The sequence below is a fragment of the Rhodococcus sp. CX genome, from assembly GCF_015865005.1.
Taxonomy (GTDB): Bacteria; Actinomycetota; Actinomycetes; order Mycobacteriales; family Mycobacteriaceae; genus Rhodococcus.
Window position 1 is genome coordinate 14,607 of sequence record NZ_JADZGH010000061.1, and the last position, 23,370, is coordinate 37,976.

23 protein-coding genes and 1 pseudogene are annotated in these 23,370 nt (G+C 67.7%); 17 read left to right on the forward strand and 7 right to left on the reverse strand.

Annotated features, from left to right (window positions below):
- Nucleotides 1-185 precede the first annotated feature (185 nt).
- The 3 genes from I0Q12_RS06035 (at nt 186) to I0Q12_RS06045 (ending at nt 3,453) form a co-directional block, all read left to right on the forward strand.
- Nucleotides 186-761, forward strand: a complete 576-nt coding sequence (locus I0Q12_RS06035; protein ID WP_197251073.1) for a TerD family protein — start codon at nt 186-188, stop codon at nt 759-761.
- 118 nt (nt 762-879) lie between these two features.
- Complete coding sequence (locus tag I0Q12_RS06040) at nt 880-1,971, forward strand: DUF475 domain-containing protein (RefSeq protein ID WP_197251074.1); 1,092 nt, start codon at nt 880-882, stop codon at nt 1,969-1,971.
- A gap of 372 nt (nt 1,972-2,343) precedes the next feature.
- Nucleotides 2,344-3,453, forward strand: a complete 1,110-nt coding sequence (locus I0Q12_RS06045; RefSeq protein WP_197251075.1) for a peptidoglycan bridge formation glycyltransferase FemA/FemB family protein — start codon at nt 2,344-2,346, stop codon at nt 3,451-3,453.
- 53 nt (nt 3,454-3,506) lie between these two features.
- Here I0Q12_RS06045 and I0Q12_RS06050 read toward each other — a convergent pair whose 3' ends face one another.
- The gene (locus tag I0Q12_RS06050; RefSeq protein WP_197251076.1) at nt 3,507-4,511 is read right to left on the reverse strand and encodes an MBL fold metallo-hydrolase; all 1,005 of its coding nucleotides are present in this window, start codon (nt 4,509-4,511) and stop codon (nt 3,507-3,509) included.
- A 145-nt stretch (nt 4,512-4,656) separates the two neighbouring features.
- Between I0Q12_RS06050 and I0Q12_RS06055 the strand changes: the two genes are divergently transcribed.
- Together I0Q12_RS06055 and I0Q12_RS06060 are read left to right on the forward strand one after the other, a co-directional pair.
- On the forward strand, nt 4,657-5,136 hold the full coding sequence (locus I0Q12_RS06055) for a TspO/MBR family protein (RefSeq protein WP_197251077.1): 480 nt from the start codon (nt 4,657-4,659) through the stop codon (nt 5,134-5,136).
- A gap of 61 nt (nt 5,137-5,197) precedes the next feature.
- Nucleotides 5,198-5,380 carry a hypothetical protein gene (locus tag I0Q12_RS06060; protein WP_197251078.1) on the forward strand — a complete coding sequence of 61 codons (183 nt, stop codon included), beginning with the start codon at nt 5,198-5,200 and terminating at the stop codon, nt 5,378-5,380.
- Nucleotides 5,381-5,389: 9 nt separating this feature from the next.
- On the opposite strand, the gene I0Q12_RS06065 is transcribed toward I0Q12_RS06060, so the two are convergent.
- Complete coding sequence (locus I0Q12_RS06065; protein WP_197251079.1) at nt 5,390-6,214, reverse strand: alpha/beta fold hydrolase; 825 nt, start codon at nt 6,212-6,214, stop codon at nt 5,390-5,392.
- A gap of 116 nt (nt 6,215-6,330) precedes the next feature.
- Here I0Q12_RS06065 and I0Q12_RS06070 point away from each other — a divergent pair, with 116 nt between their 5' ends.
- Nucleotides 6,331-6,867 carry a DinB family protein gene (locus I0Q12_RS06070; protein WP_197251080.1) on the forward strand — a complete coding sequence of 179 codons (537 nt, stop codon included), beginning with the start codon at nt 6,331-6,333 and terminating at the stop codon, nt 6,865-6,867.
- Between the two features lie 143 nt (nt 6,868-7,010).
- On the opposite strand, the gene I0Q12_RS06075 is transcribed toward I0Q12_RS06070, so the two are convergent.
- The 3 genes from I0Q12_RS06075 to I0Q12_RS06085 are packed head-to-tail and all read right to left on the reverse strand — an operon-like array spanning nt 7,011 to nt 9,456.
- Nucleotides 7,011-8,630: a cation acetate symporter gene (locus I0Q12_RS06075; RefSeq protein ID WP_197251081.1), complete on the reverse strand. Its 1,620-nt coding sequence runs from the start codon at nt 8,628-8,630 to the stop codon at nt 7,011-7,013.
- Nucleotides 8,627-8,965, reverse strand: a complete 339-nt coding sequence (locus tag I0Q12_RS06080) for a DUF485 domain-containing protein (RefSeq protein ID WP_197251082.1) — start codon at nt 8,963-8,965, stop codon at nt 8,627-8,629. The genes I0Q12_RS06075 and I0Q12_RS06080 overlap by 4 nt, the downstream gene beginning before the upstream one ends.
- Nucleotides 8,962-9,456 (reverse strand): nuclear transport factor 2 family protein, encoded by a 495-nt coding sequence (locus tag I0Q12_RS06085; protein ID WP_197251157.1) that lies wholly within the window; start codon nt 9,454-9,456, stop codon nt 8,962-8,964. Before I0Q12_RS06085 ends, I0Q12_RS06080 begins: the two co-directional genes overlap by 4 nt.
- A gap of 143 nt (nt 9,457-9,599) precedes the next feature.
- On the opposite strand from I0Q12_RS06085, the gene I0Q12_RS06090 reads away from it, so the two are divergent.
- The 9 genes from I0Q12_RS06090 (at nt 9,600) to I0Q12_RS06130 (ending at nt 19,157) form a co-directional block, all read left to right on the forward strand.
- Entirely contained in the window at nt 9,600-10,202 is a 603-nt protein-coding gene (locus I0Q12_RS06090; RefSeq protein ID WP_197251083.1) for a TetR/AcrR family transcriptional regulator, read from the forward strand.
- Between the two features lie 99 nt (nt 10,203-10,301).
- Nucleotides 10,302-11,495, forward strand: a complete 1,194-nt coding sequence (locus I0Q12_RS06095; RefSeq protein ID WP_197251084.1) for an acyl-CoA dehydrogenase family protein — start codon at nt 10,302-10,304, stop codon at nt 11,493-11,495.
- The gene (locus tag I0Q12_RS06100; RefSeq protein ID WP_197251085.1) at nt 11,495-12,238 is read left to right on the forward strand and encodes a hypothetical protein; all 744 of its coding nucleotides are present in this window, start codon (nt 11,495-11,497) and stop codon (nt 12,236-12,238) included. The genes I0Q12_RS06095 and I0Q12_RS06100 overlap by 1 nt, the downstream gene beginning before the upstream one ends.
- A complete protein-coding gene (locus tag I0Q12_RS06105; RefSeq protein ID WP_197251086.1) occupies nt 12,235-13,110 on the forward strand; it encodes an alpha/beta fold hydrolase in 876 nt (291 codons plus the stop codon). The genes I0Q12_RS06100 and I0Q12_RS06105 overlap by 4 nt, the downstream gene beginning before the upstream one ends.
- Nucleotides 13,107-14,810, forward strand: a complete 1,704-nt coding sequence (locus I0Q12_RS06110) for an AMP-binding protein (protein ID WP_197251087.1) — start codon at nt 13,107-13,109, stop codon at nt 14,808-14,810. The genes I0Q12_RS06105 and I0Q12_RS06110 overlap by 4 nt, the downstream gene beginning before the upstream one ends.
- Entirely contained in the window at nt 14,803-16,038 is a 1,236-nt protein-coding gene (locus I0Q12_RS06115; RefSeq protein WP_197251088.1) for an acetyl-CoA C-acetyltransferase, read from the forward strand. Before I0Q12_RS06110 ends, I0Q12_RS06115 begins: the two co-directional genes overlap by 8 nt.
- Nucleotides 16,035-17,177: a CoA transferase gene (locus tag I0Q12_RS06120; protein ID WP_197251089.1), complete on the forward strand. Its 1,143-nt coding sequence runs from the start codon at nt 16,035-16,037 to the stop codon at nt 17,175-17,177. The genes I0Q12_RS06115 and I0Q12_RS06120 overlap by 4 nt, the downstream gene beginning before the upstream one ends.
- 172 nt (nt 17,178-17,349) lie before the next feature.
- Nucleotides 17,350-18,306 carry a 3-carboxyethylcatechol 2,3-dioxygenase gene (locus tag I0Q12_RS06125; protein WP_197251090.1) on the forward strand — a complete coding sequence of 319 codons (957 nt, stop codon included), beginning with the start codon at nt 17,350-17,352 and terminating at the stop codon, nt 18,304-18,306.
- Nucleotides 18,303-19,157, forward strand: a complete 855-nt coding sequence (locus I0Q12_RS06130; RefSeq protein ID WP_231610101.1) for an alpha/beta fold hydrolase — start codon at nt 18,303-18,305, stop codon at nt 19,155-19,157. Before I0Q12_RS06125 ends, I0Q12_RS06130 begins: the two co-directional genes overlap by 4 nt.
- Before the next feature lie 22 nt (nt 19,158-19,179).
- Here the strand turns inward: I0Q12_RS06130 and I0Q12_RS06135 are convergent, their stop codons facing one another.
- Entirely contained in the window at nt 19,180-19,881 is a 702-nt protein-coding gene (locus I0Q12_RS06135; RefSeq protein WP_197251091.1) for an IclR family transcriptional regulator, read from the reverse strand.
- Nucleotides 19,882-20,056: 175 nt separating this feature from the next.
- Between I0Q12_RS06135 and I0Q12_RS06140 the strand changes: the two are divergent.
- Nucleotides 20,057-21,655: pseudogene (locus tag I0Q12_RS06140) on the forward strand (bifunctional 3-(3-hydroxy-phenyl)propionate/3-hydroxycinnamic acid hydroxylase); the annotation flags it as partial.
- A 219-nt stretch (nt 21,656-21,874) separates the two neighbouring features.
- A complete protein-coding gene (locus I0Q12_RS06145) occupies nt 21,875-22,834 on the forward strand; it encodes an enoyl-CoA hydratase/isomerase family protein (protein WP_197251093.1) in 960 nt (319 codons plus the stop codon).
- Between the two features lie 13 nt (nt 22,835-22,847).
- Here the strand turns inward: I0Q12_RS06145 and I0Q12_RS06150 are convergent.
- A partial coding sequence (locus tag I0Q12_RS06150) for an alpha/beta hydrolase fold domain-containing protein (protein WP_197251094.1) occupies nt 22,848-23,370 on the reverse strand: 523 nt, incomplete at its 5' end.

Sequence of the window (23,370 nt, forward strand, 5' to 3'; positions counted from 1 at the left end):
CCCCCGAAGAGTCGGCGCGTGAATCGGCTCGCCACGACCCGAATGGTACTGGTCGGTCCGACTCGGCCGCGGGTCGGCGAGGAGGGCGGGAGCGCAGCCGCGGGTATCCGTTTAGGCTGGAGAGAACACGCGCAAATCGGGCGGGTCCGTTCGGGCCCGCCGACCCACGATCGAAAGGACCCCGCATGGGCGTCAGCTTGACCAAGGGCGGAAACGTTTCCCTCACCAAGGAAGCGCCGAACCTGACCGCTGTGGCCGTCGGCCTCGGCTGGGATGTCCGCACGACGACAGGCACCGACTTCGACCTCGACGCCAGCGCGATCGCAACCGGTGCCGACAAGAAGGTCGTGTCCGACCAGCACTTCGTGTTCTTCAACAACCTGAAGTCGCCCGACGGCTCGATCGAGCACGTCGGCGACAACCGTACCGGTGAGGGTGAGGGCGACGACGAGGTCATCAACGTCGACCTCGCGGCGGTCCCGGCCAACATCGACAGCATCTTCTTCCCGGTCTCGATCTACGACGCCGAGGCCCGCAGCCAGTCGTTCGGTCAGGTCCGCAACGCCTACATCCGCGTCGTCAACCGCGCGAACGGCACCGAACTGGCCCGCTACGACCTCACCGAGGATGCCTCCACCGAGACCGCCATGGTGTTCGGTGAGCTCTACCGGCACGGCGCCGAGTGGAAGTTCCGCGCGATCGGTCAGGGATACGCGTCCGGCCTGGCGGGGATCGCCCGCGACTACGGCGTCAACGTCTAGCTCGTTCGATGAACTCGATCCGGTCCCGGCCGTCCGTAGCCGGGACCGGACTCGTCTTCCTGGCTTTTGCAGTACCTCGCTGCATCGACCTGACTACTGATCAAGAAAGGCCGCAGTCGTGTTACTGCGAATATTCGGGGCGTCGTTCGCCGTCACCGTTGTCTCCCTCGTCGTCGCTTTCCTGTACGGCGGCCCCCAAGCTCTGTTCCTCGCCGCCATCCTCGGCGTCCTCGAGGTCTCGCTGTCGTTCGACAACGCGGTCATCAACGCGACCGTGTTGCAGCGGATGAGCGATTTCTGGCAGAAGATCTTCCTCACCGTCGGCATCCTCATCGCCGTGTTCGGCATGCGCCTGGTGTTCCCGCTGGTCATCGTGTGGGCCGCGTCGGGCCTCGGGCCCGTCGAGGCGCTGAGACTCGCCCTGAATCCGCCGGCCGACGGCGCCGCGTACTTCCCCGACGGCAGCCCCAGCTACGAAACGCTCATCACCGACGCACATCCGCAGATCGCTGCGTTCGGTGGCATGTTCCTGTTGATGTTGTTCCTGCACTTCATCTTCGAGGATCGCGAGATCAAGTGGCTGCAGTGGATCGAGCGCCCCCTCGCGAAGGCCGGCAAGCTCGACCAGCTCGAGGTCGTCGTCGCGTCGGCGCTGCTGCTGATCACGGCGACGGTCATCGCGCCCGACGACAAGGTCTCGACGGTGATGATCGCCGGCGTGCTGGGCATGATCACCTACATTGCGGTCAACGGGCTCGGCGAGATGTTCCACATCCCCGAGGAGGACGAGGAGTCCGCGGGCGGGCCGTCCGGTCTGGCCAAGGCCACCGGTAAGGCCGGCTTCTTCCTGTTCCTCTACCTCGAGGTTCTCGACGCGTCGTTCTCGTTCGACGGCGTCATCGGCGCGTTCGCGATCACGTCCGACCCGATCATCATCGCCCTGGGCCTCGGCTTCATCGGCGCGATGTTCGTCCGCTCGATCACGATCTTCCTGGTGCGCAAGGGCACGCTGTCGGAGTACGTGTACCTCGAGCACGGCGCCCACTGGGCGATCGGTGCGCTCTCGCTGATCCTGCTGTACTCGATCGGCACGCACGTCCCCGAGATCGTCACCGGTCTCGTCGGTATCGCTCTGATCGGCGCGGCCTTCGCCTCCAGCGTCTACCGCAACCGCAAGGAGAAGGCGCGGGAGGCCCTCGTCACCTCCTGACCCGGGCTGCCGCACCTCACGGTGAAGGGCACGTTCGACCGGTCCAACCGGTCGAACGTGCCCTTCATTCGTTTCTGGGGAGGGGCGGTCGGCCGACCGTCACGGCGTGTCGTACGAACAGATGATTGTTGCACTTTCAACGGCTATCACCCTCTGTTTCACCCTGTCCCGCGGATAACGGAGGCGGGACGGACCTCGACAGTGCTGCTGAGTACAACGCGTTGCCCGTCCGGTCGGTGAAGCCGAAAAGCCGGATCGCGCGTGGCGATATGCGTTCTCCGAAGTGCTGCGGGCACTTACGAACCCGCGAACCGGATCGGGGTGCGCTGCCGCCGTGCGGGGCGGAACGCATCGCAGTGAGATGAGGGACAGATGGTTGTGGATGCAGTTGCCGACGACCTCGGCGTAGTGCGGAAAGCGGAAGTGCGCCTCGCGCAGGCGCACGAGCTGGCCCGGTGGGACGAGCTCGTCGCCGCGAATCCCGACGGAGGTTCGGTCTGGCGTGGCCGCGAGTACTCCGAACACGAGCGGGTCCTCGGCTTCACTCCGGTCTATCTGATGGTCGACGACATCGCCTGCACCGTGCTCGAGCGGCGCATCCCGTTGCTGGGGCGGCTGTGGCACCTGCCGGCGGGACCGGGCGTACTCGACGTCACGACCCTCATGCGGGTGTCCGATGCGCTGGCGGAGTTCGCGGCCGAGCAGGGTGTGTTCACCGTGCGGATCGAACCGCTGATCCGCGACGATGCCGCCGAGCGGGAGCGTCTGCTCGCGGCGGGGTATCGGCGCGTGCCCGGGTGGGCGCCGTCGCACACGATCGTCGTGGACATCACCGGATCGGAGGACGACGTGCTGGCCCGCTTCGGGCAGCGGGCACGCCGCTGGATCCGCAAGGCAGCCCGGGTCGGTGTCGTCGTCGAACGGGTCGAGGCGACCGACGAGAACTGCCGCATCCTCTACGACCTGCTGACCGCGACGGCCGACGGACGGTTCCCGATCCGGACCTTCGAGCATGTCCGCAGCCTCTACCAGCGGCTGCAGGCCAGCGGCAACGGCCAGTTGTTCCTCGCGCGTCTCGACGGGAAGGTCGTGGCCGGCGCCTACGCGATGCTCGTGGGTGACAACGCTCTGTACCTGACCGGGGCATCGGTGCGGAAAGGGCCGGGCCGGTCCGAGGAGAACGGTCTCGGCGCGCACGGCGTCGGTCACGCGGTGCAGTGGGAACTGATGCGGTGGGCGCGCGAACACGGGGCAGTGCGGTACGACATGTGCGGGACCCCGCCGTCGTGGGAGGCGGACGACCCGGCGCATCCGCTGCACGGCGTCGGCCAGTTCAAGTTGAGTTTCGACAAGACCATCGTCGACTACATCGGCGCCTACGACGTCCCGGCGCGGCGGATCCGGGCGAACCTCCTGTACGGCTACGAGCGGATGCTGATCGCGGCGGCGGAGCGCCCCCTGTTCCGCAGGTTCCTCACCTGACCGGGTGACGGCGTCGTCGCGGGAAGGCCGTCGGTCGCGGGAACGCTTCGGAGTCAGGGAGTTCGGAACAGTCCCTCGCGCAGAAGTGTTTCCGCGTCGGCGAAAGCGCGGGCGCGGCGCGTGATGGTGGGAGCGCCCGGCGGATTGCCGTTCCACTGGTCGAACAGTGTGCTCAGGCTCAACACCAGCCGTTCGGGCGCATGCCACGAGCTCCATCGCCCGAATTCGTTGCTGCGCACTATTTCTCGCGTCGCCTGCCGCACGGAGGTTCCGCGCTCGTGGTGGACGTGGCCGACGTCGCGCAGCCACAACCAGTAGTCGCGGAGGGCGCGCAGGTCGTCGACGGTCCCGGTCGACCCGTGACCGGGAACGTACACCGCGGCGTCCCACCCGATGAGGCGGTCGAGGGCGGCGAACCAGTTGTCGAGCGGACCGTTCCACAGGATCGGGGTGGATCCGACCCACAACAGGTCGCCGGTGAACACCACGCCCGCGTCGGGCACGTGCACGACGACGTCGCCCGCGGTGTGGCACGGGCCCAGGCGCTCGAGGTCCACCGTGCGATCGCCGACCGTCAGCCGGAGGGTCGTGTCGAAGGTGCGGTCCGGCAAACGTGGTGTGCGACGGGGGAATCGGGCCCCCGCTCGCACCCGTGCCGAGTAGGCCACAGCCGCACTCACCGGCCCCGGCATGCGGCCGATCAACTCGCCCGCGGTCGCCAGCGCCCTCAAGCCGGCGGGCGGCAGGTCCTCGTGCATCGCGTCCAACGCCGCCGCACTGGTGGTGATCCGCGCCGTCGGGGGCAGTGTGTCGTTGCCCCACCAGTGATCTCCGTCGGAATGGGTGTTGACCGCTTCCGTGACGGGAGCGTCGGCGACGAGCGGTCGCTGTACGTCGGAAATGCGCTTGGCCCACGCCACATCCCAGACGGTGTCCACGACCAGGGATGCCGCGCCGGGGGAGACGACGAGCCCGGTGTTCGCTTCGCCCCATCCGCCGCCCGGGCGCACGAACGCCCACACCGCGTCGCCGATCTGCGTCAGACCACCGTGTTCCATATCCGTCCCCCTGATCTGTATGGACCATCCACGCTACCGCCCGGAGTGCGTGGGTTTCGGCCGGAGGGTGTGCGGGTAAGTCGCACGGGGCAACTGTGTCGGAGACGCACGGGGCAACTGTGCCGAGGAGAGGTGGGTGTGGGGCATGAGACCAGCAACGGTACTGGGAACCACGGCGGCGACGGCGATCACCGCTTTCGTCGGGTCCATCGCTTCCCGGGAATCGGATTCCCGCTGGTACCGCCGCCTCCGCAAGCCGTCGTTCCAGCCCCCGGCGTCGGCTTTCCCCATCGTCTGGACCGCGTTGTACGCCGACATCGCGGTCACCTCCGCAGCGGCGATCGACGAACTGACCCGGCGTCGCGAACTCGATGCGCGACGCGCGTACGTCGCCGCGCTCGCCGCGAATCTCGTGCTCAACGGCTCGTGGTCGTGGGTGTTCTTCAAGGGCGGACGGCTCGTCCCGGCAACGGTGGTCGCGGCAGTGCTCGCCGCCAGTAGTGCCGACCTCGTACGACGCACCGCCGACGCCGTGCCCATCGCGGGTGCGGCACTGGCACCCTATGCGGCGTGGACCGGGTTCGCGACGGTGCTGAGCGGGCGGATCGCGCAGCTCAACCGGTGACGTGCTTCACCCGGCGCAGGTGCACGGCGACCGGGACTTCGGCATACGCGATGATGGGGGCATGCTCGAAACACCCGTGATGATCGGCATCGTCTCCATCTGCATCGGATTCGTGTTCTTCATGCTCGCCGCGACCGGAACCCGGAGCAAGTGGGACAAGAAGGTGACGATCACGCTGTTCGCCGTCGCGATCGTGTTCATGACGATCATCCCGGTGGTCGGTGCTGTCGGATTCGCGGCCTGACCGCACGTCTCACGGCCGGGTGAGTGCATCGCGCAGCACGGCGGCGAACTTCTCGGGCTGCTCGACGAATCCGGCGTGACCTCCCGGAAACTCCTTCGGTGTCAAGGAAAGTGCCTCGGCCAGGGCGATCGACGTCGCGTACGTCACGAGCCCCCGCGACTCGGCGCCGATGCCGACCACGAGTCGTGCGGGCGTCGCCGCCAACGCGGCGAGGTCGGGCAGATAGCGGGTGGTTCCCCGGATCTCGTGGGCGAAGAAGCGGGCGCCGTCGGCGAGGTCCTGGTCCGGTGACTCTCCCGGCGGGGGACCGGAGGGTTGTTCGTCGGGCCCGGCTGCGCCGGAGTCGAATCCGGCGAAGGCCATGAACGCGGCCCACGCCGCACCGAGGCCGTCACGGTGGAAGGTGTCGACCATCGCATCCACCGCGGCGCGTCGCTCGGCGGCGTCGTGCAGCAACTCGAGGAGCGGCGGTTCGTGAGCGACCAGTGTGCGTACCCGCTTCGGGTGCAGTGTCACGAGGGCGAGACCGGTGACCGCGCCTCCGCTGGTGCCGAAGACGTCGGCGGATTCCGCGTCGAGGGCGTCGAGTACGGCGACGAGGTCGGCGGCGCGCAGGTCGGGGGTCGAATCGGAGTGCGGGTCGTCGAGGACACTGCGCCCGATGCCGCGCGGGTCGTGGGTGACGACGGTGTGGTCGTCCGCGAGGACCTCGGCGAACGGGGCCAGGGCCGCGGCGCCCATCGGGGCGCCGGTCAGGATCAGCAGGGGGCCGGCGCCGCGAACCTCGCAGTGCAGCCGGCCGCCGGACACGGGGATGGTGTGTGTGATGGTCATGCACGAACAGACCCGCGCGGACGTGGTTTCTCATCGCCCGCCGATTGGTGACCGAAGTTGTCCGCAATCGCTCCTACCGTGGGTTACATCATCACGACGACGGAAGGGCAGTGGACATGACCGACAATTCCCGAACCGGAGAACGCGCGGACATCCTCGACATCCTCGCGGAGCAGCGCGAGATGCTGCTGATCACCGCCCGCAACCTGACCGACGAACAGGCCCGCACGTGCAGCACCGTCAGCGATCTCACGGTCGGCGGTTTGATCAAGCACGTCACGGCGACGGAGAAGACCTGGATCGAGACGATCCGCAACCTCGACGACACCACCACGTTCGACATGGAGTCGGCGATGGTGCAGTACTACATGAACGACGACGAAACCCTCGCCGGCCTGCTCGAGGCGTACGCCGAGGTCGCGCGGAACACCGAGGAGTTCGTTCTGGCACTCGACGATCTCGACCTGCAGGTGCCGCTGCCCACCGCGCCCTGGGCGCCGGAGAGGGAGTGGTGGAGTGCGCGAAAGGTGTTGCTGCACATCATTCGTGAGACCGCACACCACAGCGGCCACGCGGACATCATCCGCGAGTCGCTCGACGGCGCGAACAGCACCAGGCAACGCGGCGCCGACGCCGGCATGTCCTTCGACTAGCCGTCCCTCCCCGCCGTTCTCCCGTCTGTTTCCCGCCCATTCCCGCCCCTATTTCCGAGCGAATGTATCGTTCGTCTCCTTCAACAGAGCAGGCGATACATTCGCTCGGAAAGGAGCGGGTGCAGAGCTCCGGGCCGTCGGCGTCAGTGAGAGGTGGATGCCATCTCCGCGCCGATGCCCGTTTCCGCACGCACCAGCATCTCGGCGAACTTCTCATCGTCGTGCGGACTCCGCCCGCGGAGTTTCTCGCCGACGAGCGATCCGATCACGCAGGCGGCCAGGCCGAGCGGCATTGTGATAATCACAGGAAGCTGGATGGTCAGCGGTGCCGGTCCGTCGCCGAGCCATAGCGCCTGGGTGAACATCAGGCTTACGACGGTCGAGACCAGCCCGACGAGGATCCCCCACACCGCGCCCGTACTGTTGAACCGACGCCAGTTGAGACTCAGCACCAGTGCGGGCAGGTGCGCGCTACCTGCAACCATGAATGCCATGCCCATGAAGTAGGTGATGTTGGTGTCGTCACCGATCAGCATGGTCAGCCCGATCGCGACAACGCTGAAGGCGACGGCACCGATCCGGGCGACTCGCGCCTGCGCGTCGTCCTCCCTGGCCTGGGACCCGGCATCGAGATTCTCCGGAAGGGCCTTGCGGGTGAGCGTCGGCCACACATCCCGGGCGAACGTGCCGGCAGCCGAGATCACAACTCCGGCGACCACCGCGATGATGCTCGCGAATGCCACAGCGGCCACGAGGGCGAGTGCGACGGAACCACCGACCGTGCCGACACCGCCGCCGAGTTCGGTGACGAGGACTGGCGCGGCGAGGTTGCCGCCCGCGCCGACCCGCTGGGCACCGTCGTCGCCGAGCAGTGCGGCAGCTCCGAAGCCCATGACGATGACGATGAGATAGAACCCGCTGCACAGGGCGACCGTCCAGCCGAGCGAACGCCGTGCGGTCTTGGCTTCGGGCACGGTGAAGAACCTGATGAGTATGTGCGCCATGCCGGCGGTGCCGAGTGCGAACGCCAGCGAGTACGAGATCAGGTTGAGCGCGCTCGTCTGACCGAAGATCAGCCCGGGCGAGAGGATCGCATCGCCGGCTGCGGCGTGGTCGGTGGCGGAATCGAGGACCTTGGGGAAGCTGAACCCGAACTGCGCGAGAATGCCGAGGCAGACGATGATCGCCAGGACGGAAAGGATCGACGACTTGATGACCTGAACCCAGGTGGTCGCGAGCATGCCGCCGACGAACACGTAGATGCCCATGAGGGTTCCGGCGACGATCACCGACATCCAGAACGGAATCCCGGAAACCGATTCGAGCAGTACGCCTGCCGCGACGAGCTGGGCCAGCAGGACGAACGTGCCGGTCGTGATCGTGCTCAGTGCGACGACGACACGCACGTTGCGGGATTCGGTGCGGAACACCAGAACGTCGGCGAGCGTGTACTTGCCGAGATTGCGCATCTTCTCGGCGAGGAGAAACAGCACCGGCAGGAACGAGATCACCGACGTGAACAGGATGACCGTTCCGTCGACGCCCTTGGAGAAGATCAGTCCGGTCGTACCGAGAAAGCTTCCTGCGGAGATGAATTCACCGGCAATCGCAAAGCCGTTCTGCCAGCTGGAGATCGAGCGGCCTGCCGCGAAGAATCCGTCCGCGCTCTTGGCGCGACGGGACGCCGCGAACGTCACCCACAGGGTCAATGAGATGACGGCACTGCAGATCGCGATGGCCAGGTAATCGGCGTCGCCGGTCATACGAGCTCCTCACGATGGTCGGACACCGCGCGGATCGCTGCGTCCGCTGCCGGTTCGATGTAGGTGCGGGACAGCCGGAAATACGCCCAGACCAGCGCCCAGGTTCCCGCGAATTGGGAGAACACGACCCACAGGGACAGCGGGACGCCCAGCAGCGAGGTGTTGCCCAGCAGCTCGGGGAGCGCGATGAAACCGACGAGGAAGCTCGCGAACAACACGATCGTGATCGTGCCCAGCGCGGTGGTCACGGTGCGACGGCGGCGGCGAAGTTCGGCGACCTCGGGTAGTTGGAGCATCCACACCCATGTCGGGTTCGAGGAGACGGTTTCGGTCATGCCCGCACCGCCGCGTTGCGTGCGGATTCCAATGCGAAAAGGTTTTCTTCCCAACCGGATTCGAGTGGTCCGAAGAAGTGGAAGCGCACCTGCTTGACCTTGTACAGCCAGCGGCCGTCGATCTTGACGACCTCATCCGTGTACCGGCCGGCGGCGACGCTCGCGACCCCGTCGGTGACGCACGGCTGCCACAGGAACGAGCGGACGGTCGCGCGGTCGCCGTCGAGGTCGATCTCCAGGTTGGTGATGAAGTGCCAGAAGGCGGTCAGTCCGCCGTCGGCGAGGCCGGCGAAGAACTCGCGCATCTCGGCCTTCCCGCGCGGGTGGGACAGGCCGTCGAATTCACCGTCGTCGGTGAACAGGTCCATCAGCGCGTCCCAGTCCCCGTCGTCGAGGTGGCGGCAGTAGCGGGCGTCGAGCAAGCGGATTGCCTCGAGGTCCTCGAGGCGGGCGATGCGGTCGGCGAGAGTGGCCTCGCCGGTGAACTCCATGGCGGTCACAGCGTGATCCTCCGAGATCGATAATGGACGGTGATTAACGCACGTTCATGTGAGGTGGACCATATTCCAGGGGTTATCGGGTGGTCAAGTCGGGGTTCTTGCTGGTCGTTTGATCGACCTCTACGCTCCGATACATGAACACTCGGTCGGTTGGTGTGCAGGTGGGGGTGCGCGAACGCATTCTGGAGACGGCGCTCGACGAGTTCTATGCGTCCGGATTCCACGGTGCGACGATGCGCAATATCGCCAACAGTGCAGGTTGCAGCGCTGCGAACGTCTACAACCACTTCGAGAACAAGTCCGAACTGCTCGTCGAGATCCTGCGACGGGCCAGTGACGAACAGTTCACCGTCACCCGCAATGCCCTGCGCAAGGCCGGCGCGCATCCGGCCGATCGCTGGCGTGCCGCGGTCGTGGCGCACGCCCTGTACACCGCCCGCAATCCCCGCGCCTGCCTGGTGGCCAACTCCGAACTGCGCTACCTCGGCGAAGTGGACCGCAAGCGCGTCGTCGGCTCCCGCGACGCGCAGGAACAGCTGTTCGTCGACATTGCTCGAGACGGCGTCGACCAGGGTGTTTTCTCGGTTCCGCACGTTCATCAGGCCGTCACGGCGGTGCTGACGATGTGCGCAGGCATCCCACTCTGGTTCCGGCCCGAGGGTCCGCTCACGGCCCAGCAGGTCGCCGACGACTACGGCGTCTACGCCCTCAACCTCGTCGGATACCGGCCTTCGTAGCGTTCAGCCGTTGACGGGGTGACGGAGGTCATGCTGTACTGGGTGAACAAGCGTTAATGCCTTGCTTGCCCGCCTGCCCGGCCCATCGAGGGAGTGTCCATGACCCACCGGCCGTCCCAGCCACGCACCGATACCCCGCGCTACCTCACCGAGGAACGCCTCGCCATCCGCGACCTCGCGCGGGACTTCGCGATGACGAAGGTGCTGCCCGTCGCCAACGAACTCGACCCCGTCCAGGGCACGATCCCGGATGCGCTGAAGAAGGAAATGGCCGACATCGGCTTCTTCGGCATCATGATCCCGGAGGAGCACGGGGGCCTCGGGCTCGGCGTTTTCGAGTACTGCCTCGTCGCCGAAGAGCTGTCCCGTGCCTGGATGAGCGTGTCGGGCCTGCTCGCCCGCGGCAACGGCATGGGCGGCGGCTTCACCCCGGAGCAGGAGGCGGCACTGCTGCCGAAGGTCGCCCGCGGCGAATACCTCGGCGCCTACGCGCTCTCGGAGGCCGAAGCCGGATCCGACGTCGCCAACATCTCGTGCCGCGCCACCCGCGACGGCGACGAGTGGGTCGTCAACGGCACCAAGATGTGGTGCACCTATGCCGACGAAGCCGACTACCTGGTTCTGTTCGCGCGCACCGACCCGAACAAGGACCCCGCCAAGCCGCACCGAGGCATCAGCGCGTTCCTGGTGGAGAAGGAACGCGGCAGCTTCCCGGAAGGGATCTCCGGTACGAAGGTCCGCAAGATCGGCTACTTCGGATGGAACACCTGGGAGCTGTCGTTCGACAACTTCCGCATCCCGGCGTCGGCGATGCTCGGCGAGGAGGGCAAGGGCTTCTACCTCGCCGTGTCGGGACTCGAGGTCGGCCGCGCGCACACCGCGGCGCGGGCGATCGGCCTGGCGCGGGCCGCGCTCGAGGACTCCATCGCGTATGTCCACACCCGCCGCCAGTTCGGCCGCCCCATCGGCGATTTCCAGCACCTCCGGTTCAAGATCGCGAAGATGGCGGCCGACATCGAAGCGGCCCGCCAGCTCATGTACTCGGTCGCCACCGACATCGACACCGGGCGGCGCTGCTCGCTCGAGGCGTCGATGTGCAAACTCGTCGCCACCGAAATGGCCGAACAGGTCACCAGTGAGGCCGTGCAGATCCACGGCGGTGCCGGCTACACCACCGACTTCCAGGTCGAACGGCACTGGCGGGATGCGCGCCTGACGAAGATCTTCGAGGGCACCAGCGAGATCCAGATGCGCATCATCTCCGACGAACTGCTCGGAAGGGTCGAAGACTGATGACCCTCACGACATCCGATCTCGTCACCGTCGGAGACCGAATCGCCGGAGCCGCACGGGAACTCGCCCCGCTGCTCGCCGAAGCCGGCATCGCCCTGCCCGGCGGCAGTGCGCTCGCGGGCGCGATCGCCGCCGAACTGCTGACACCGCCCATCCCCGGCGCAACCCGGACCGGCATCACCTGGTCCACGAGCCGTCCGGTCACCCACGACGACACCGTTCACGCGGACGTGCTGGTCACGCGCGTCGCCGACGGCATCGTCGACCGGTACGTCCGGCTCGTCGACGACACCGGAACCGTACGGGAGTGCGGAACCGAAACCTGGCGGCTCGACGATCCGACGGCGGCCCCGGCGCGGCCGGAGCTGGACTTCTGCACCGCGGCGTGGGGTGAGCTGCTGCGTGCCCGCCTCGACGAGGACGCGGAATTCGCGTCGTCGCTGTCGAGCTGGGACGGCACGATCGGTCTGCGCTGCGACGACCGGGAACTGCACCTGCGGATCTACAAGGGTCGCATCGTCGACGTCACGCGGCGCACCCCGCACGGCGCGACCTTCACCTTCGTTGCGCCGGCCCATCTCTGGGCCGAGGTGGTGCTCGCCGAACGCGACGACTTCATGCGCCGTGCCATCGGCGGCGAATTCTCCTCCAGCGGAGACGGATACGAGTACCTGCGACTCACCAAACCGCTCAACATCGTCATCGCGCACGCGCGCGCACTCGCCCAGGAGGTCCGGCCGTGATCGAAGCGCGCTACCTCGAGATCGCCGGTGCCCTCGGGTTCGTCGAGATCGTCACCCCCGATGCGCATCCCGCGCCGGATACGTTGCCGACCGTGCTCTGCATCCACACCGCGGGGCAGAGCGGCGTGCAGTACCGTCACGTCGCCCGCGACCTCGCCGCCCGCGGATACCGCGTCATCGTGCCCGATCTGCCGGGCCACGGACGCTCCGAGCCGGCCCCGGGCGGACCGGTCACGTCGCTGACCGCCTACGGCGACTGGCTCTGCGCCGTCCTCGACGAACTCGAGATCGAGCGCCCCTATGTGGTCGGCTGCTCCATCGGCGGCAAGCTCACCCTCGAACTGTCTGTCCGCCCGGAACGTCCGCTGGCCGGCGCCGTCGCGATGGAGGCCGAGGCCGGTCCGGGTCGCGTCAACGTCGCCGGACTGCGGCGGGAACTCGAGGACGTTGCCGGCCCGGCTCGCGCCGAACGCACCTATCTCGGAACCCTGGCGTCGGTGGGCACCTCGGTGCCCGACGACAAAGCACGCGTGATCGCGACGATGCACAAGCGCGAGGACCCCGAGATCTCCTCGTCCGATCTGATCGGCTGGGGCAGCCACGACGTCCGCGACCGTCTGCACCTCATCGACGCACCCATCCATCTCGTCGCCGGCCTCGACGATCCGTGGATCCGCGCCGCCGAGGTCGAGCAGGTGGCCGCCCGCGTCAACGAGGCGCATCCCGGCCTCGCGCGGTACACCGGGCTGGCGGGGATCGGCCACTACCCGATGGAGGAAGTCGACGACTTCGCCGCCGTCGTCGACACCTGGTTCCGCGAACTCGGCGAAACCGATCTTTCGGTAAGGGATTCCGAGGAGGTTGCGTTGTGACCACCACCGATACCACGTCGCTGACCGGACTCCTCGCGGAGTTGATCGCCACCGACCCGGACGCGCCGCTCGCCTTCGACGTCGTCGGTGACGAGATCCGCACCTGCACCCGCGCCCGTTTCGGTGAACAGGTCGATGCCCTGCGCACCGAACTCGCGGATGCCGGAATCGAATCCGGCCAGTGCATCGCCGCGATGCTGCCGAACTGGTCCGACGCGCTGGTGTGGCAGTTTGCCGCGTCGTCGCTCGGCGCCCACGTCATCGGCGTCAACACCCGCTACAACACCGGCGAGGTCGCGCACATCCTCGTCGCCGCCCGCCCGGCGGTGGTCGCCGTGGCCGCGTCCTTCCACGGTCTCGATCTGTTCGGAACACTGAGTGCCGCAGCTGAATCGGCTTCGGAGGTCGCCACCCCGGCCGTCGCGGTAGTCACCGGTCCGTCCGCACCGGCCACACCCGTCGACCCGGCGGGATTCGACCTCGGCGGCGGAGCATGGCTCGTCGGCAGCGGCGACATCCGCGGCACCCGTGTACCCCGTACCCCGGTCACCGCGACGGTCACCGCCGCCGGTGCGGTCGCCGATCCGTCGGACCTGCTTGCGGCGGCGTTCACGACCTCCGGGTCCACCGGCACGCCCAAGCTTGCCGCGCACCGGGATTCGGCGGTGGTGCGGCACGGTCGCGCCGACGCCGCGATCATGGGAGTGGTCCCCGGCGATGTGACGTTGTGCGTGCTGCCGGTGTCCGGAGTGTTCGGATTCAGCACCGCCATGGCGACGCTCGCCGGTGGTGGAAGCCTGCTCATGGAGCCGGTGTTCGACGCCGCCGCGGTGCTCCGCCGCATGCAGGAGTTGAAGGTCACCCACGTGGTGGGCGGCGACGACCTGTTCGGACGGCTGTACGACACCTGGCACACGGAGCAACGTTCCGACCTGTCGGCTCTGAAGTGGCTCGGTATCGCCGACTTCCTGGGTCGATCCCACGACGTCGCCCGCTGGGCCCGCGACGAATTCGGTGCCCTCACCTCCGGTGTGTTCGGTTCGTCCGAGGTCTTCGCGCTCACACTGCTGTGGTCCGCCGAGGATCCGGAGTCGGTGCGCTGGAACGGCGGCGGACGGCCGGTGGCACCGTGGATCGAAGCGCGGATCGTCGATCCGGTGGACGACCGCGTCCTTCCCGCCGGTGAGCAGGGTGAGCTGCAGTTGCGCGGTCCCAACGTCGTCGACGCCTATCTCGGCAACCCGGAGGCGGCGCAGCGCGCGTTCACGGCCGACGGCTGGTTCCGGAGCGGCGACCTCGCGGTCGCGACCGGTGACGGCGCCTATCGATTCGTGTGCCGCATGGGAGATGTGCTGCGGCTGCGTGGATTCCTCGTCGACCCCGCGGAGATCGAGCACCGCCTCGCGCAGCACCCCGACGTGGGGATCGTCAAGGTCGTCGGGATCACCGGCGACGGCGGCTACACGCAGGCCGTCGCGTTCGTCGTCCCCACCGACGACGCGTCCACCGACACCGATGCCGACGTGTTGAAGCGCTGGTGCCGTGAGGAACTCGCGGCGTTCAAGGTGCCGTCGGCAGTGCACATCGTCGATCACCTGCCCACCACCGTGGGCGGAAACGGAACGAAGATCAGGGCCGTCGAGCTGCGCGAGTGGGCGCAGAACTGGACCGATCGCGAAAGGGACTACCGCCGTGACTGATTCCACCGCCGGCGCCACCGATGTGGTGATCTGCGAACCGCTGCGCACCCCCGTCGGCCGATACGGCGGCATGTTCGTCGACGTGCCCGCCACCGACCTCGCCGCCCGCGTCGTGTCGGAGTTGGTGTCCCGCACGGGCATCGACCCCGAGCAGATCGACGACGTGATCTTCGGCCAGTGCTACCCCAACGGGGAGGCTCCGGCGATGGGCCGGGTCGCCGCGCTCGACGCCGGCCTGCCCGTCACCGTCCCCGGGCTGCAGCTCGACCGTCGTTGCGGCTCGGGCCTGCAGGCGGTGCTCGACGCGGCGATGCGCGTCCAGACCGGTGTCGCCGACATCGTGATCGCCGGTGGCGTCGAATCCATGAGCCGCGCCGAGTACTACACCGAATCGATGCGCTGGGGCGCCAAGGGTGCTCCCGCGGCCCTGCACGACCGGCTCGCCCGCGGTCGCGTCACCGCCGGCGGCCGCAACCATCCGGTTCCGGGCGGCATGCTCGAAACCGCGGAGAACCTGCGCCGCAAGTACGGCATCTCCCGCCTCGAGCAGGACGAACTCGCCGTCGAATCGCATCGCCGCGCGGTCGCGGCCATCGACTCCGGCAAGTTCGCGGAGGAGATCGTGCCGGTCACCGTGCCGCAGCGCAAGGGCGAGCCGAAGGTGATCGATCGCGACGAACACCCGCGCGCCGACACCACCGTCGAGACCCTCGCGAAACTGCGCCCGATCATGGGCAAGCAGGATCCCGACGCGACCGTGACCGCGGGCAACGCGAGCGGCCAGAACGACGGTGCCGCAGCCTGTGTCGTCACCAGCCGTGCCACCGCAGAGCGTCTCGGGTTGCGGCCGCTGGGCCGGCTCGTGACCTGGGCTGCCGCGGGCGTCGCCCCGTCCGAGATGGGTATCGGTCCGGTGCCGTCCACCGAGAAGGCGCTGAAGCGTACCGGTCTGTCCCTCGCCGACATCGACCTGATCGAACTCAACGAGGCGTTCGCCGCGCAGGCACTCGCGGTGACCCGCGAATGGAATTTCACCGCAGCAGATTTCGATCGCACCAACGTCAACGGCTCCGGTATCTCGCTGGGGCATCCGGTCGGCGCGACCGGTGTGCGCATCCTCGCGACCCTGCTGCGTGAACTCGACCGCCGTGGTGCCCGCTACGGCCTCGAGACGATGTGCATCGGCGGTGGCCAGGGTCTGACCGCGATCTTCGAGCGGGTGTCGTGACCGCGCGCCCCCTCGACGGCGTCCAGGTCGTCGACCTGTCGAGTTTCGTCGCCGGTCCCACCGCGGGACGCATGCTCGCCGAACTCGGTGCCGACGTCATCCGCGTCGACCCGGTCGGCGGGGCCGTCGACGGTGGGCGCTGGCCGCTCACCGACGACGGCGAGAGCCTCTACTGGACCGGTCTCAACCAGGCGAAACGGTCCCTGGCGGTGGATTTGCGCAGCGACGAGGGCCGCGCGGTGGTCGTCGATCTGATCGCCCGGGCGGGCATCGTCCTCGAGAACGCCGCGCATGCCCCTTGGCTCGCACACGAGGCGCTGGCCGCTCGCCGGCCCGACCTGATCCACCTGCACATCGCCGGCAACGCGGACGGAAGCCCGGCCGTCGATTACACCGTCAACGCAGCCGTCGGACTGCCGTCGATGACCGGACCGGCCGAGCACACCGCGCCGGTGAACCACGTGTTGCCCGCGTGGGACCTGATCACCGGTGTCCACGCCGCGCTCGGCATCGTCACGGCACTGCACCGGCGTGACCGGACCGGTGAGGGCAGCTACCTGGAACTCGCCCTCGACGACGTCGCGGTCTCCGCGGTCGCGAGCATGGGCTGGCTCGCCGAGGCCGAGGCGCGTGGGTCCGGTCGCGACCGGATCGGGAACGCGTTGTTCGGCAGCTACGGCTCCGACTTCCCGACGAGCGACGGTCGTTCGGTGATGATCGTCGGCCTGACGCCGGGGCAGTGGCGGGCGCTGGTCGAGGTCACCGGAACCGCGGATGTGTTCGCGGCGCTCGAGAAGCAACGCGGCCTCGATCTGACCGCGGAAGGTGATCGGTTCGAGGCGCGGGATGCGATCACCGCGATCCTCGCCCCGTGGTTCTCGTCGCGCACCCTCGCGCAGGTCGAAGCGGACCTTGCGGGCACCCGAGTGCTGTGGGCGCCGTACCGGACGATGGACGAGGTCGCCGCCGATCTCGCGGCCCGCCCGGACGCGGTGGTGCAGTACGTCGACCAGCCCGGGATCGGGCCCGTCCTGACCGCACGATCGCCACTGCGCTGGAACGGTCGGTACACCGAGGCGCGGCCGGCACCTCGGCACGGGCAGCACACCGACGAGATCCTCGCAGCGCTGTCGGACTGACGATCCCACCGGTTCGATTGGGATCGAACCGGATTCGCCCTCCGGGCTCGTTGTGGGTCTGTGTGTCGCATGCTACCGTCACGCGTGTATATACCGAGGTTGCTTGTGTATATACAGAACAACGGTCGGGGCATCACCGGCAAGGACAGGCCGGTCGACGGACGGAGCTGCCATGCCGCTTGCCTTGTGCGCCTCGTCGCACTCGCCGCTGATCGGCCTGCACGATCCGGCGGCGGACGTCGTGCGCGAAGTGCGCGAACAACTAGCCGGAGCCAGGGCTTTCGTGGAAGCCTTCGATCCCGAACTCGTGCTCGTCTTCGCCCCCGACCATTACAACGGATTCCTGTACGACCTGATGCCGTCGTTCTGCGTCGGTGCAGCAGCGGCATCCGTGGGTGACTACGGCCTGCCGAGCGGGCCGCTCCCGGTGGACCGCGACGCCGCCTATTCGATCGCGCGGCATGCTCTCGATTCGGGTGTCGACGTCGCGTTGTCCGAAGCGATGCAGGTCGACCACGGTTTCGTCCAGCCCCTGCTCTTCCTGTTCGGGTCGGTGGACGAGATCCCGCCCGTGGTTCCGGTGTTCGTCAACTGTGTGGCCGAGCCGCTCGGCCCGGCGAGCCGAGCCCGTCTGCTGGGGGAGGCGGCAGGGCGGGTCCTGGGGGAATCCGGGAAGAGAGTACTCGTCGTCGGGTCCGGTGGTCTCTCGCACGATCCGCCTGTTCCGCGGCTGGAGGGTGCGACTCCGGAGGTCGCCGCGCGGATCACGCACGGGCGCAACCCGACTGCAGAGCAACGGCGGGAGCGGGAGTCTCGTACCGTGGCCGCCGCCGGGGCGTTCGCTGCGGGATCGGCGGACTTCCACGACCTCAATCCGGAGTGGGATGCCCTGGTGCTCGATGCGTTCGAGTCGGGCGACATCGCCGCGTTCGACGAGAAGCCGAACGACTGGTTCACCGGGGAGGCCGGCCGCTCCGCTCACGAGATCCGTACCTGGATCGCGGCTTACGCGGCCCTGTCCACGCAGGGTTCCTACGAGATGACCAGCCGGTACTACCGGCCGATCAAGGAATGGTTCGCCGGGTTCGCCGTCACCACGGCAATGCAGAAGGAGGCTGGTGCGCGATGACGATGTGGGACGACCTCGGCTCGGTGGCTCATACGATCGAGTACCGCGAGATCGACGGATGGCGAACCCGTGTGCTGCGGGCGGGATCCGGGCCTGCGCTGGTGCTCATGCACGGCACGGGAGGTCACCTGGAGGCCTACTCGCGCAACATACCGGCGCTCGCCGAGCACTTCTCCGTCGTCGCCTACGACTTCCCGGGGCAGGGCTACACGACTCCGGCCGATCGCGACCTCGAACTCGACGCCTACGTCGACCATCTCGCCGCGTTGCTCGATGATCTCGGTCTGGAGCGGGCGCACCTGTGCGGCGAGTCGCTCGGCGGCTGGGTAGCGATCAAATTCGCTGTCGCACATCCTGATCGGCTGCGCCGGATCGTGCTCAACACACCCGGGGGAACCATGGCAGCCCCCGAGGTGATGGCGCGGATCCGGGACCTGAGTCAGGCCGCCGCCGACGAACCGACCCACGAGCGCATCCGGGCGCGCCTCGAGTGGCTCATGGCCGATCCCGCCAGTGTCACAGACGAACTCGTCGGGTGTCGCCGGGCGATCTATTCGCAGCCGGGGTTTGCGGAGTCGATGCGCCACGTCCTGTGCCTGCAGGATCCCGAGGTGCGCCGGCGCAACATGGTGACCGACGCCGATCTGGCGGCGGTGACGGTGCCGGTGCTGGTGATCTGGACCAGCGACGACCCGTCCGGACCCGCTGCGGCCGGGATGGACATGGCCGACAAACTGCCGGACGGGCAGTTCCTGTTCATCGACGGCGCGGGGCACTGGGCCCAGTGGGAGCAGCGGGAGACCTGCGACAAGGCCGTGATCGGGTTCCTGTGCGACGACGCAGGACGGTGAGACGCGAACGCCCGCCCGATGCTCAGGCGTCGAGTATCGCTCGGGCGATTTCCTCTGCGGCCCGGACAACTTCCGGTGCGGCTGCGGTCAGCTGCTCCTCCCGGTGACTCATGAGAGTGAGGCACGCGATGGGGTGCGAGTTCGCGATGGGCGCCGCGACCGCGTAGACGCCGGATTCGATCTCGCCAGCGCTCGTGGCGTATCCGCGTCGGCGCGCCTCGGTGACGGCCTCGGGTTCGTCGGGCAGAGCCCGGCCGGCCGACAGGAGGGCGTAGGCGGCCGCTCCGCGATCCAGCGTCGTGCGCATCCCGGCGCGGAAGGAGATGTGCTGGGGGACGGTGACCGGCTCGACGACCTCGATGGAGACGGCTTCGTCCCTCTCGGCGACGAACAGGTGGACGGTGCATCCGGCACGGTCGGCGAGACGCCGCATCACCGGGGTGGCGATCTCGCGCAACGCCGGCAGATAGGCTGTCGAGAGCGAGGCCAGGCGTGAGCCGGGGCGGTAGACACCGTCCGAGCCGGGTGTCACGAATCCGAAGTCGCGTAGCGTCTGCAGGATCCGGTACGCGATCGAACGATGGACCCCGAGTTGTTCGGCAAGTTGCTGAACGGTCATGCCGGTAGGTGAATCCACCACTGCGAGAAGCGCGGTGAGTCCGCGAGCCAGTGTCTGGCTTCCGACCTGGGGCTGGGGCCGGGAGCGTGCGTCGGAAGTCGTCATGCCGGACCGGACCCGGTCGAGACACAGCCGCGCATGTGCGAATAAAGCAACATGCAATTCATTATATACACCATTCCCGCTCAGCCTGTTGACACAGTTACCTCGCGTTCGCCATAGTCTGTGTGTATATAGAAACGGCACGTTCGATAATTACTACACTCATCCAGGGGGCGACGTGACCGACGCTCGAGAACGATCCGCCGCGGTGCCTGCCGCCGTCGACGTCCTCGTTGTGGGGGCCGGGCCCGTCGGGCTCACCCTGGCGAACATCCTGGGAGCGCGAGGGCTGCAGGTTCTCGTCGTCGAAGAGCGGGACGTGCTCATCGACTACCCGCGTGGCGTCGGTCTGGACGACGAGTCCATGCGCGCGTTCCAGAGCATCGGACTGGCGAAACATGTTGAACGACACCTGATCCCGAATCAGATCCTGAGGTTCGTCAACGGCAGGGGTGAGCTTCTCGCGGAGATGGCGCCGAGTGAAGCGCAGTTCGGCTGGCCGCGGCGCAACGGATTCGTCCAGCCGCTCGTGGATGCAGAACTCCTGGACGGACTTCGACGCTTCGTCACCGTCGAGGTGTGCTGGTCCACCTCGATGCAGACCATGCGGGAGGTGGACGACGGTGTCGTGGTCGAACTCCTCGAGGACGATCGTCCGCGCCGGGTGCGCGCGCGATACGTGGTCGGCTGCGACGGTGGCCGGAGCCGCACCCGACGGATCATCGGCACGTCGTTCGACGGTGTCACGTCGTCGACGCGCTGGCTCGTCGTGGACCTCGCCCACGACCCCCTCGGTTCGCCGAACAGCTACGTCGGCGCCGACCCGGTGCGGCCCTACGCCTCCATCTCGATCGCCCACGGCATCCGGCGCTTCGAATTCATGCTGATGGACGACGAGTCCGACACCGAGGTCGACGATCTCGGATTCGTGCGGAAGCTCCTGGGCCGGCACATCCCGCGCCCGGAGGACGCCGAGATCATCGCGTACCGCATCTACACCCACCACTCGCGGATCGCGGGGGAGTTCGGTCGCGGACGCATCTTCCTCGCGGGCGACGCGGCGCATCTGATGCCGGTCTGGCAGGGGCAGGGATACAACAGCGGCGTGCGCGACGCCGTGAACCTCGGCTGGAAGCTCGCGGCGGTGTGTTCGGGTCAGGCCGAATCCGATCTGCTGAGGACCTACGACGAAGAGCGACGGGGCCACGCACGAGCGATGATCGACCTGTCCACCATGGTCGGACGGGTGATCTCGGTGCGGAACGAGCGCCTCGCCTGGCTCCGCGACAGGGTGCTCCGCTCGGCGTCCGCGCTCCCCACGCTGAAGCGATACATCCTGGAGATGCGGTTCAAGCCGATGCCGCGGTACGAGACCGGCGCCGTCGTCCCTCGCCCCGGCAAGACCTCGCCGGTAGGACGGATGTTCATCCAGCCCGAGGTGGTCACCGAGAACGGGCGGTGCCTGCTCGACGAGGCGCTCGGGAACTGGTTCGCGGTGCTCTGCTGGAACAACGACCCCACCGCGGTCCTCGACAAACGCAGCGTGGAGGCGTGGCGCGCGATCGGCGCCCGACTCGTTGCCGTTGTTCCGGCAGCCCAGATCGGGCAGACCTCGTACGGCGACGACGTGACCGTGGTCGGCGACCCGGGGCAGCTGAAGAAGTGGTTCGACGCCCACAGCGAATCCGTCCTGTTCCTGCGCCCGGACCGTTTCGTGGCTGCCGCGGGCATCGCCCAGGACGCCGGTCTGCTGTCGGCGCAACTGCTGAGCGTTCTGGGAATGGAGAAGTACCTGGTGGACGACGTTTCGGACGCGGCAGCAGGCTGACGGCCGGAACTTTCACCGCACCTGACGGGTGCCGTTCTCCGCCTGACGATTTCGGCGGATCGACCAACTGTCTGCGCGGCCGGGTGTGAGGATGCTCGAGACGGTCGCGCTTCCGGCTCGCGGCCGACCGGAACAGCAGCATCACCGGACCACAAGAGGAGTAAGAGGATGTCGAACAGCGAACCTCCGTCGGCAGAGGAAATCGTCCTCTACGAGAAGGATCCGGCAACGAAGATCGCGACGATCACGTTGAATCGACCGGACCGGCTGAACGCGCCGACGGTCGAGGCGCGCCTGCGGTATGCCGACCTCCTGCATCGAGCGAACATCGACGACGATGTGAAGGTGCTGGTGGTGCGCGGCGAGGGCGACGATTTCGGCAGTGGAGTCGACCTGCCGGACTTCATGGAGGGCGTCGAGAACGGGGACTCCGCCGAACGGCTCAAGGAGTTCAAGATCGACGCCCCCGATGTCGTTTATCCGCCGAAGGATTCGTACCGCAACATGGGCAACTACGGACCGTGGTTCGCCAACGCCCGATCCGGTTGCCGGAGCCTGCAGGAGTTCGGCAAGATCAGCATCGTCGAGGTCAAGGGGTACTGCTACGGGTGGCACTTCTATCAGGCCGCCGACGCCGACCTCGTGATCGCCTCCGACGACGCGCTGTTCGGACATGCGGCCTTCCGCTACGTGGGCTGGGGGCCGCGCATGTGGACCTGGGCGATGACGATGGGGATCCGGCGCTTCCAGGAGATGGTGTTCACCGGGCGGCCGTTCACCGCCGACGAGATGTACGAATGCGGCTTCCTCAACAAGGTCGTGACCCGCGACCGTCTCGAGGCCGAGGTGCAGACGTACGCCCAGGCGTGCGCGCGCAACCGTCCGACGGACACGGTGGTCATCCAGAAGATGTTCTTCCAGATGATGAAACAGCATCAGGGGGAGTACATGGGAAGTCTCCTCACCGGCATGATCGAGTCGATGGGACGGTTGGTCCGTCCGGACGAGCACGAGTTCCATCTGAATTCCGCGATGATGGAGGCGGGGCTGACCTCATCGGTCAAGGCCAACGACGAGAACTTCCCTCCGGAGTTCCGGCTCAGCAAGGCCGCCCGGAAGCGGCCGTAGCTTTCGAGCCGTGTCAGTTTTCGGCCGCGTCGGTTTCGGCTGTGCCGAAGGTTCTGCGCAACGCGGCGTGGACATCGTCGAGAAATCGCCGGGTCTGTCGCGTGCGGGGTTGTGCGACGAAACCGCCGTGGATCACCCCGGGGTAGACGTGGAGTTCGACCGGAACCCCGGCACGGGACAACTGTGTGGCGTAGAGCAGATTGGAATCGAGCAGCGCGTCCACGTCGCCGATACCGATGAATGCGGGTGCTACGCGGCGTAATTCGCTGGGCCTCGCCCGTCCGGGTACGGCCGTGGCCGGCGGTGTCGCGCCGTCGAGCCCGCCGAGATAGGCCTGCCACGTGAGGCGCTCGGCCTCGAGCCGCCACAGACCCCAATGACCGGCGCCGCCCTCGAGCGCCCGGACGGATCCATGCTCACGGTCGTCGAGCATGGGATAGACCAGGAGCTGGAGTGCGGGTTGGGGCAGGCCGACCTGGGCGAGGTGGATGCACAGCGCGGCAGCGAGCCCTGCGCCGGCGCTCGCGCCGCCGACG

Coding starts and splice junctions, on each gene's coding strand:
- I0Q12_RS06090 (WP_197251083.1), top strand. CDS start 9,600: ATGAACACTCGGTCGGTTGGTGTGCAGGTGGGGGTGCGCGAACGCATT.
- I0Q12_RS06060 (WP_197251078.1), top strand. CDS start 5,198: ATGCTCGAAACACCCGTGATGATCGGCATCGTCTCCATCTGCATCGGA.
- I0Q12_RS06075 (WP_197251081.1), bottom strand. CDS start 8,630: ATGACCGGCGACGCCGATTACCTGGCCATCGCGATCTGCAGTGCCGTC.
- I0Q12_RS06100 (WP_197251085.1), top strand. CDS start 11,495: ATGACCCTCACGACATCCGATCTCGTCACCGTCGGAGACCGAATCGCC.
- I0Q12_RS06130 (WP_231610101.1), top strand. CDS start 18,303: ATGACGATGTGGGACGACCTCGGCTCGGTGGCTCATACGATCGAGTAC.
- I0Q12_RS06095 (WP_197251084.1), top strand. CDS start 10,302: ATGACCCACCGGCCGTCCCAGCCACGCACCGATACCCCGCGCTACCTC.
- I0Q12_RS06070 (WP_197251080.1), top strand. CDS start 6,331: ATGACCGACAATTCCCGAACCGGAGAACGCGCGGACATCCTCGACATC.
- I0Q12_RS06035 (WP_197251073.1), top strand. CDS start 186: ATGGGCGTCAGCTTGACCAAGGGCGGAAACGTTTCCCTCACCAAGGAA.
- I0Q12_RS06145 (WP_197251093.1), top strand. CDS start 21,875: ATGTCGAACAGCGAACCTCCGTCGGCAGAGGAAATCGTCCTCTACGAG.
- I0Q12_RS06050 (WP_197251076.1), bottom strand. CDS start 4,511: ATGGAACACGGTGGTCTGACGCAGATCGGCGACGCGGTGTGGGCGTTC.
- I0Q12_RS06085 (WP_197251157.1), bottom strand. CDS start 9,456: ATGGAGTTCACCGGCGAGGCCACTCTCGCCGACCGCATCGCCCGCCTC.
- I0Q12_RS06125 (WP_197251090.1), top strand. CDS start 17,350: ATGCCGCTTGCCTTGTGCGCCTCGTCGCACTCGCCGCTGATCGGCCTG.
- I0Q12_RS06080 (WP_197251082.1), bottom strand. CDS start 8,965: ATGACCGAAACCGTCTCCTCGAACCCGACATGGGTGTGGATGCTCCAA.
- I0Q12_RS06065 (WP_197251079.1), bottom strand. CDS start 6,214: ATGACCATCACACACACCATCCCCGTGTCCGGCGGCCGGCTGCACTGC.
- I0Q12_RS06055 (WP_197251077.1), top strand. CDS start 4,657: ATGAGACCAGCAACGGTACTGGGAACCACGGCGGCGACGGCGATCACC.
- I0Q12_RS06135 (WP_197251091.1), bottom strand. CDS start 19,881: ATGACGACTTCCGACGCACGCTCCCGGCCCCAGCCCCAGGTCGGAAGC.
- I0Q12_RS06045 (WP_197251075.1), top strand. CDS start 2,344: ATGGTTGTGGATGCAGTTGCCGACGACCTCGGCGTAGTGCGGAAAGCG.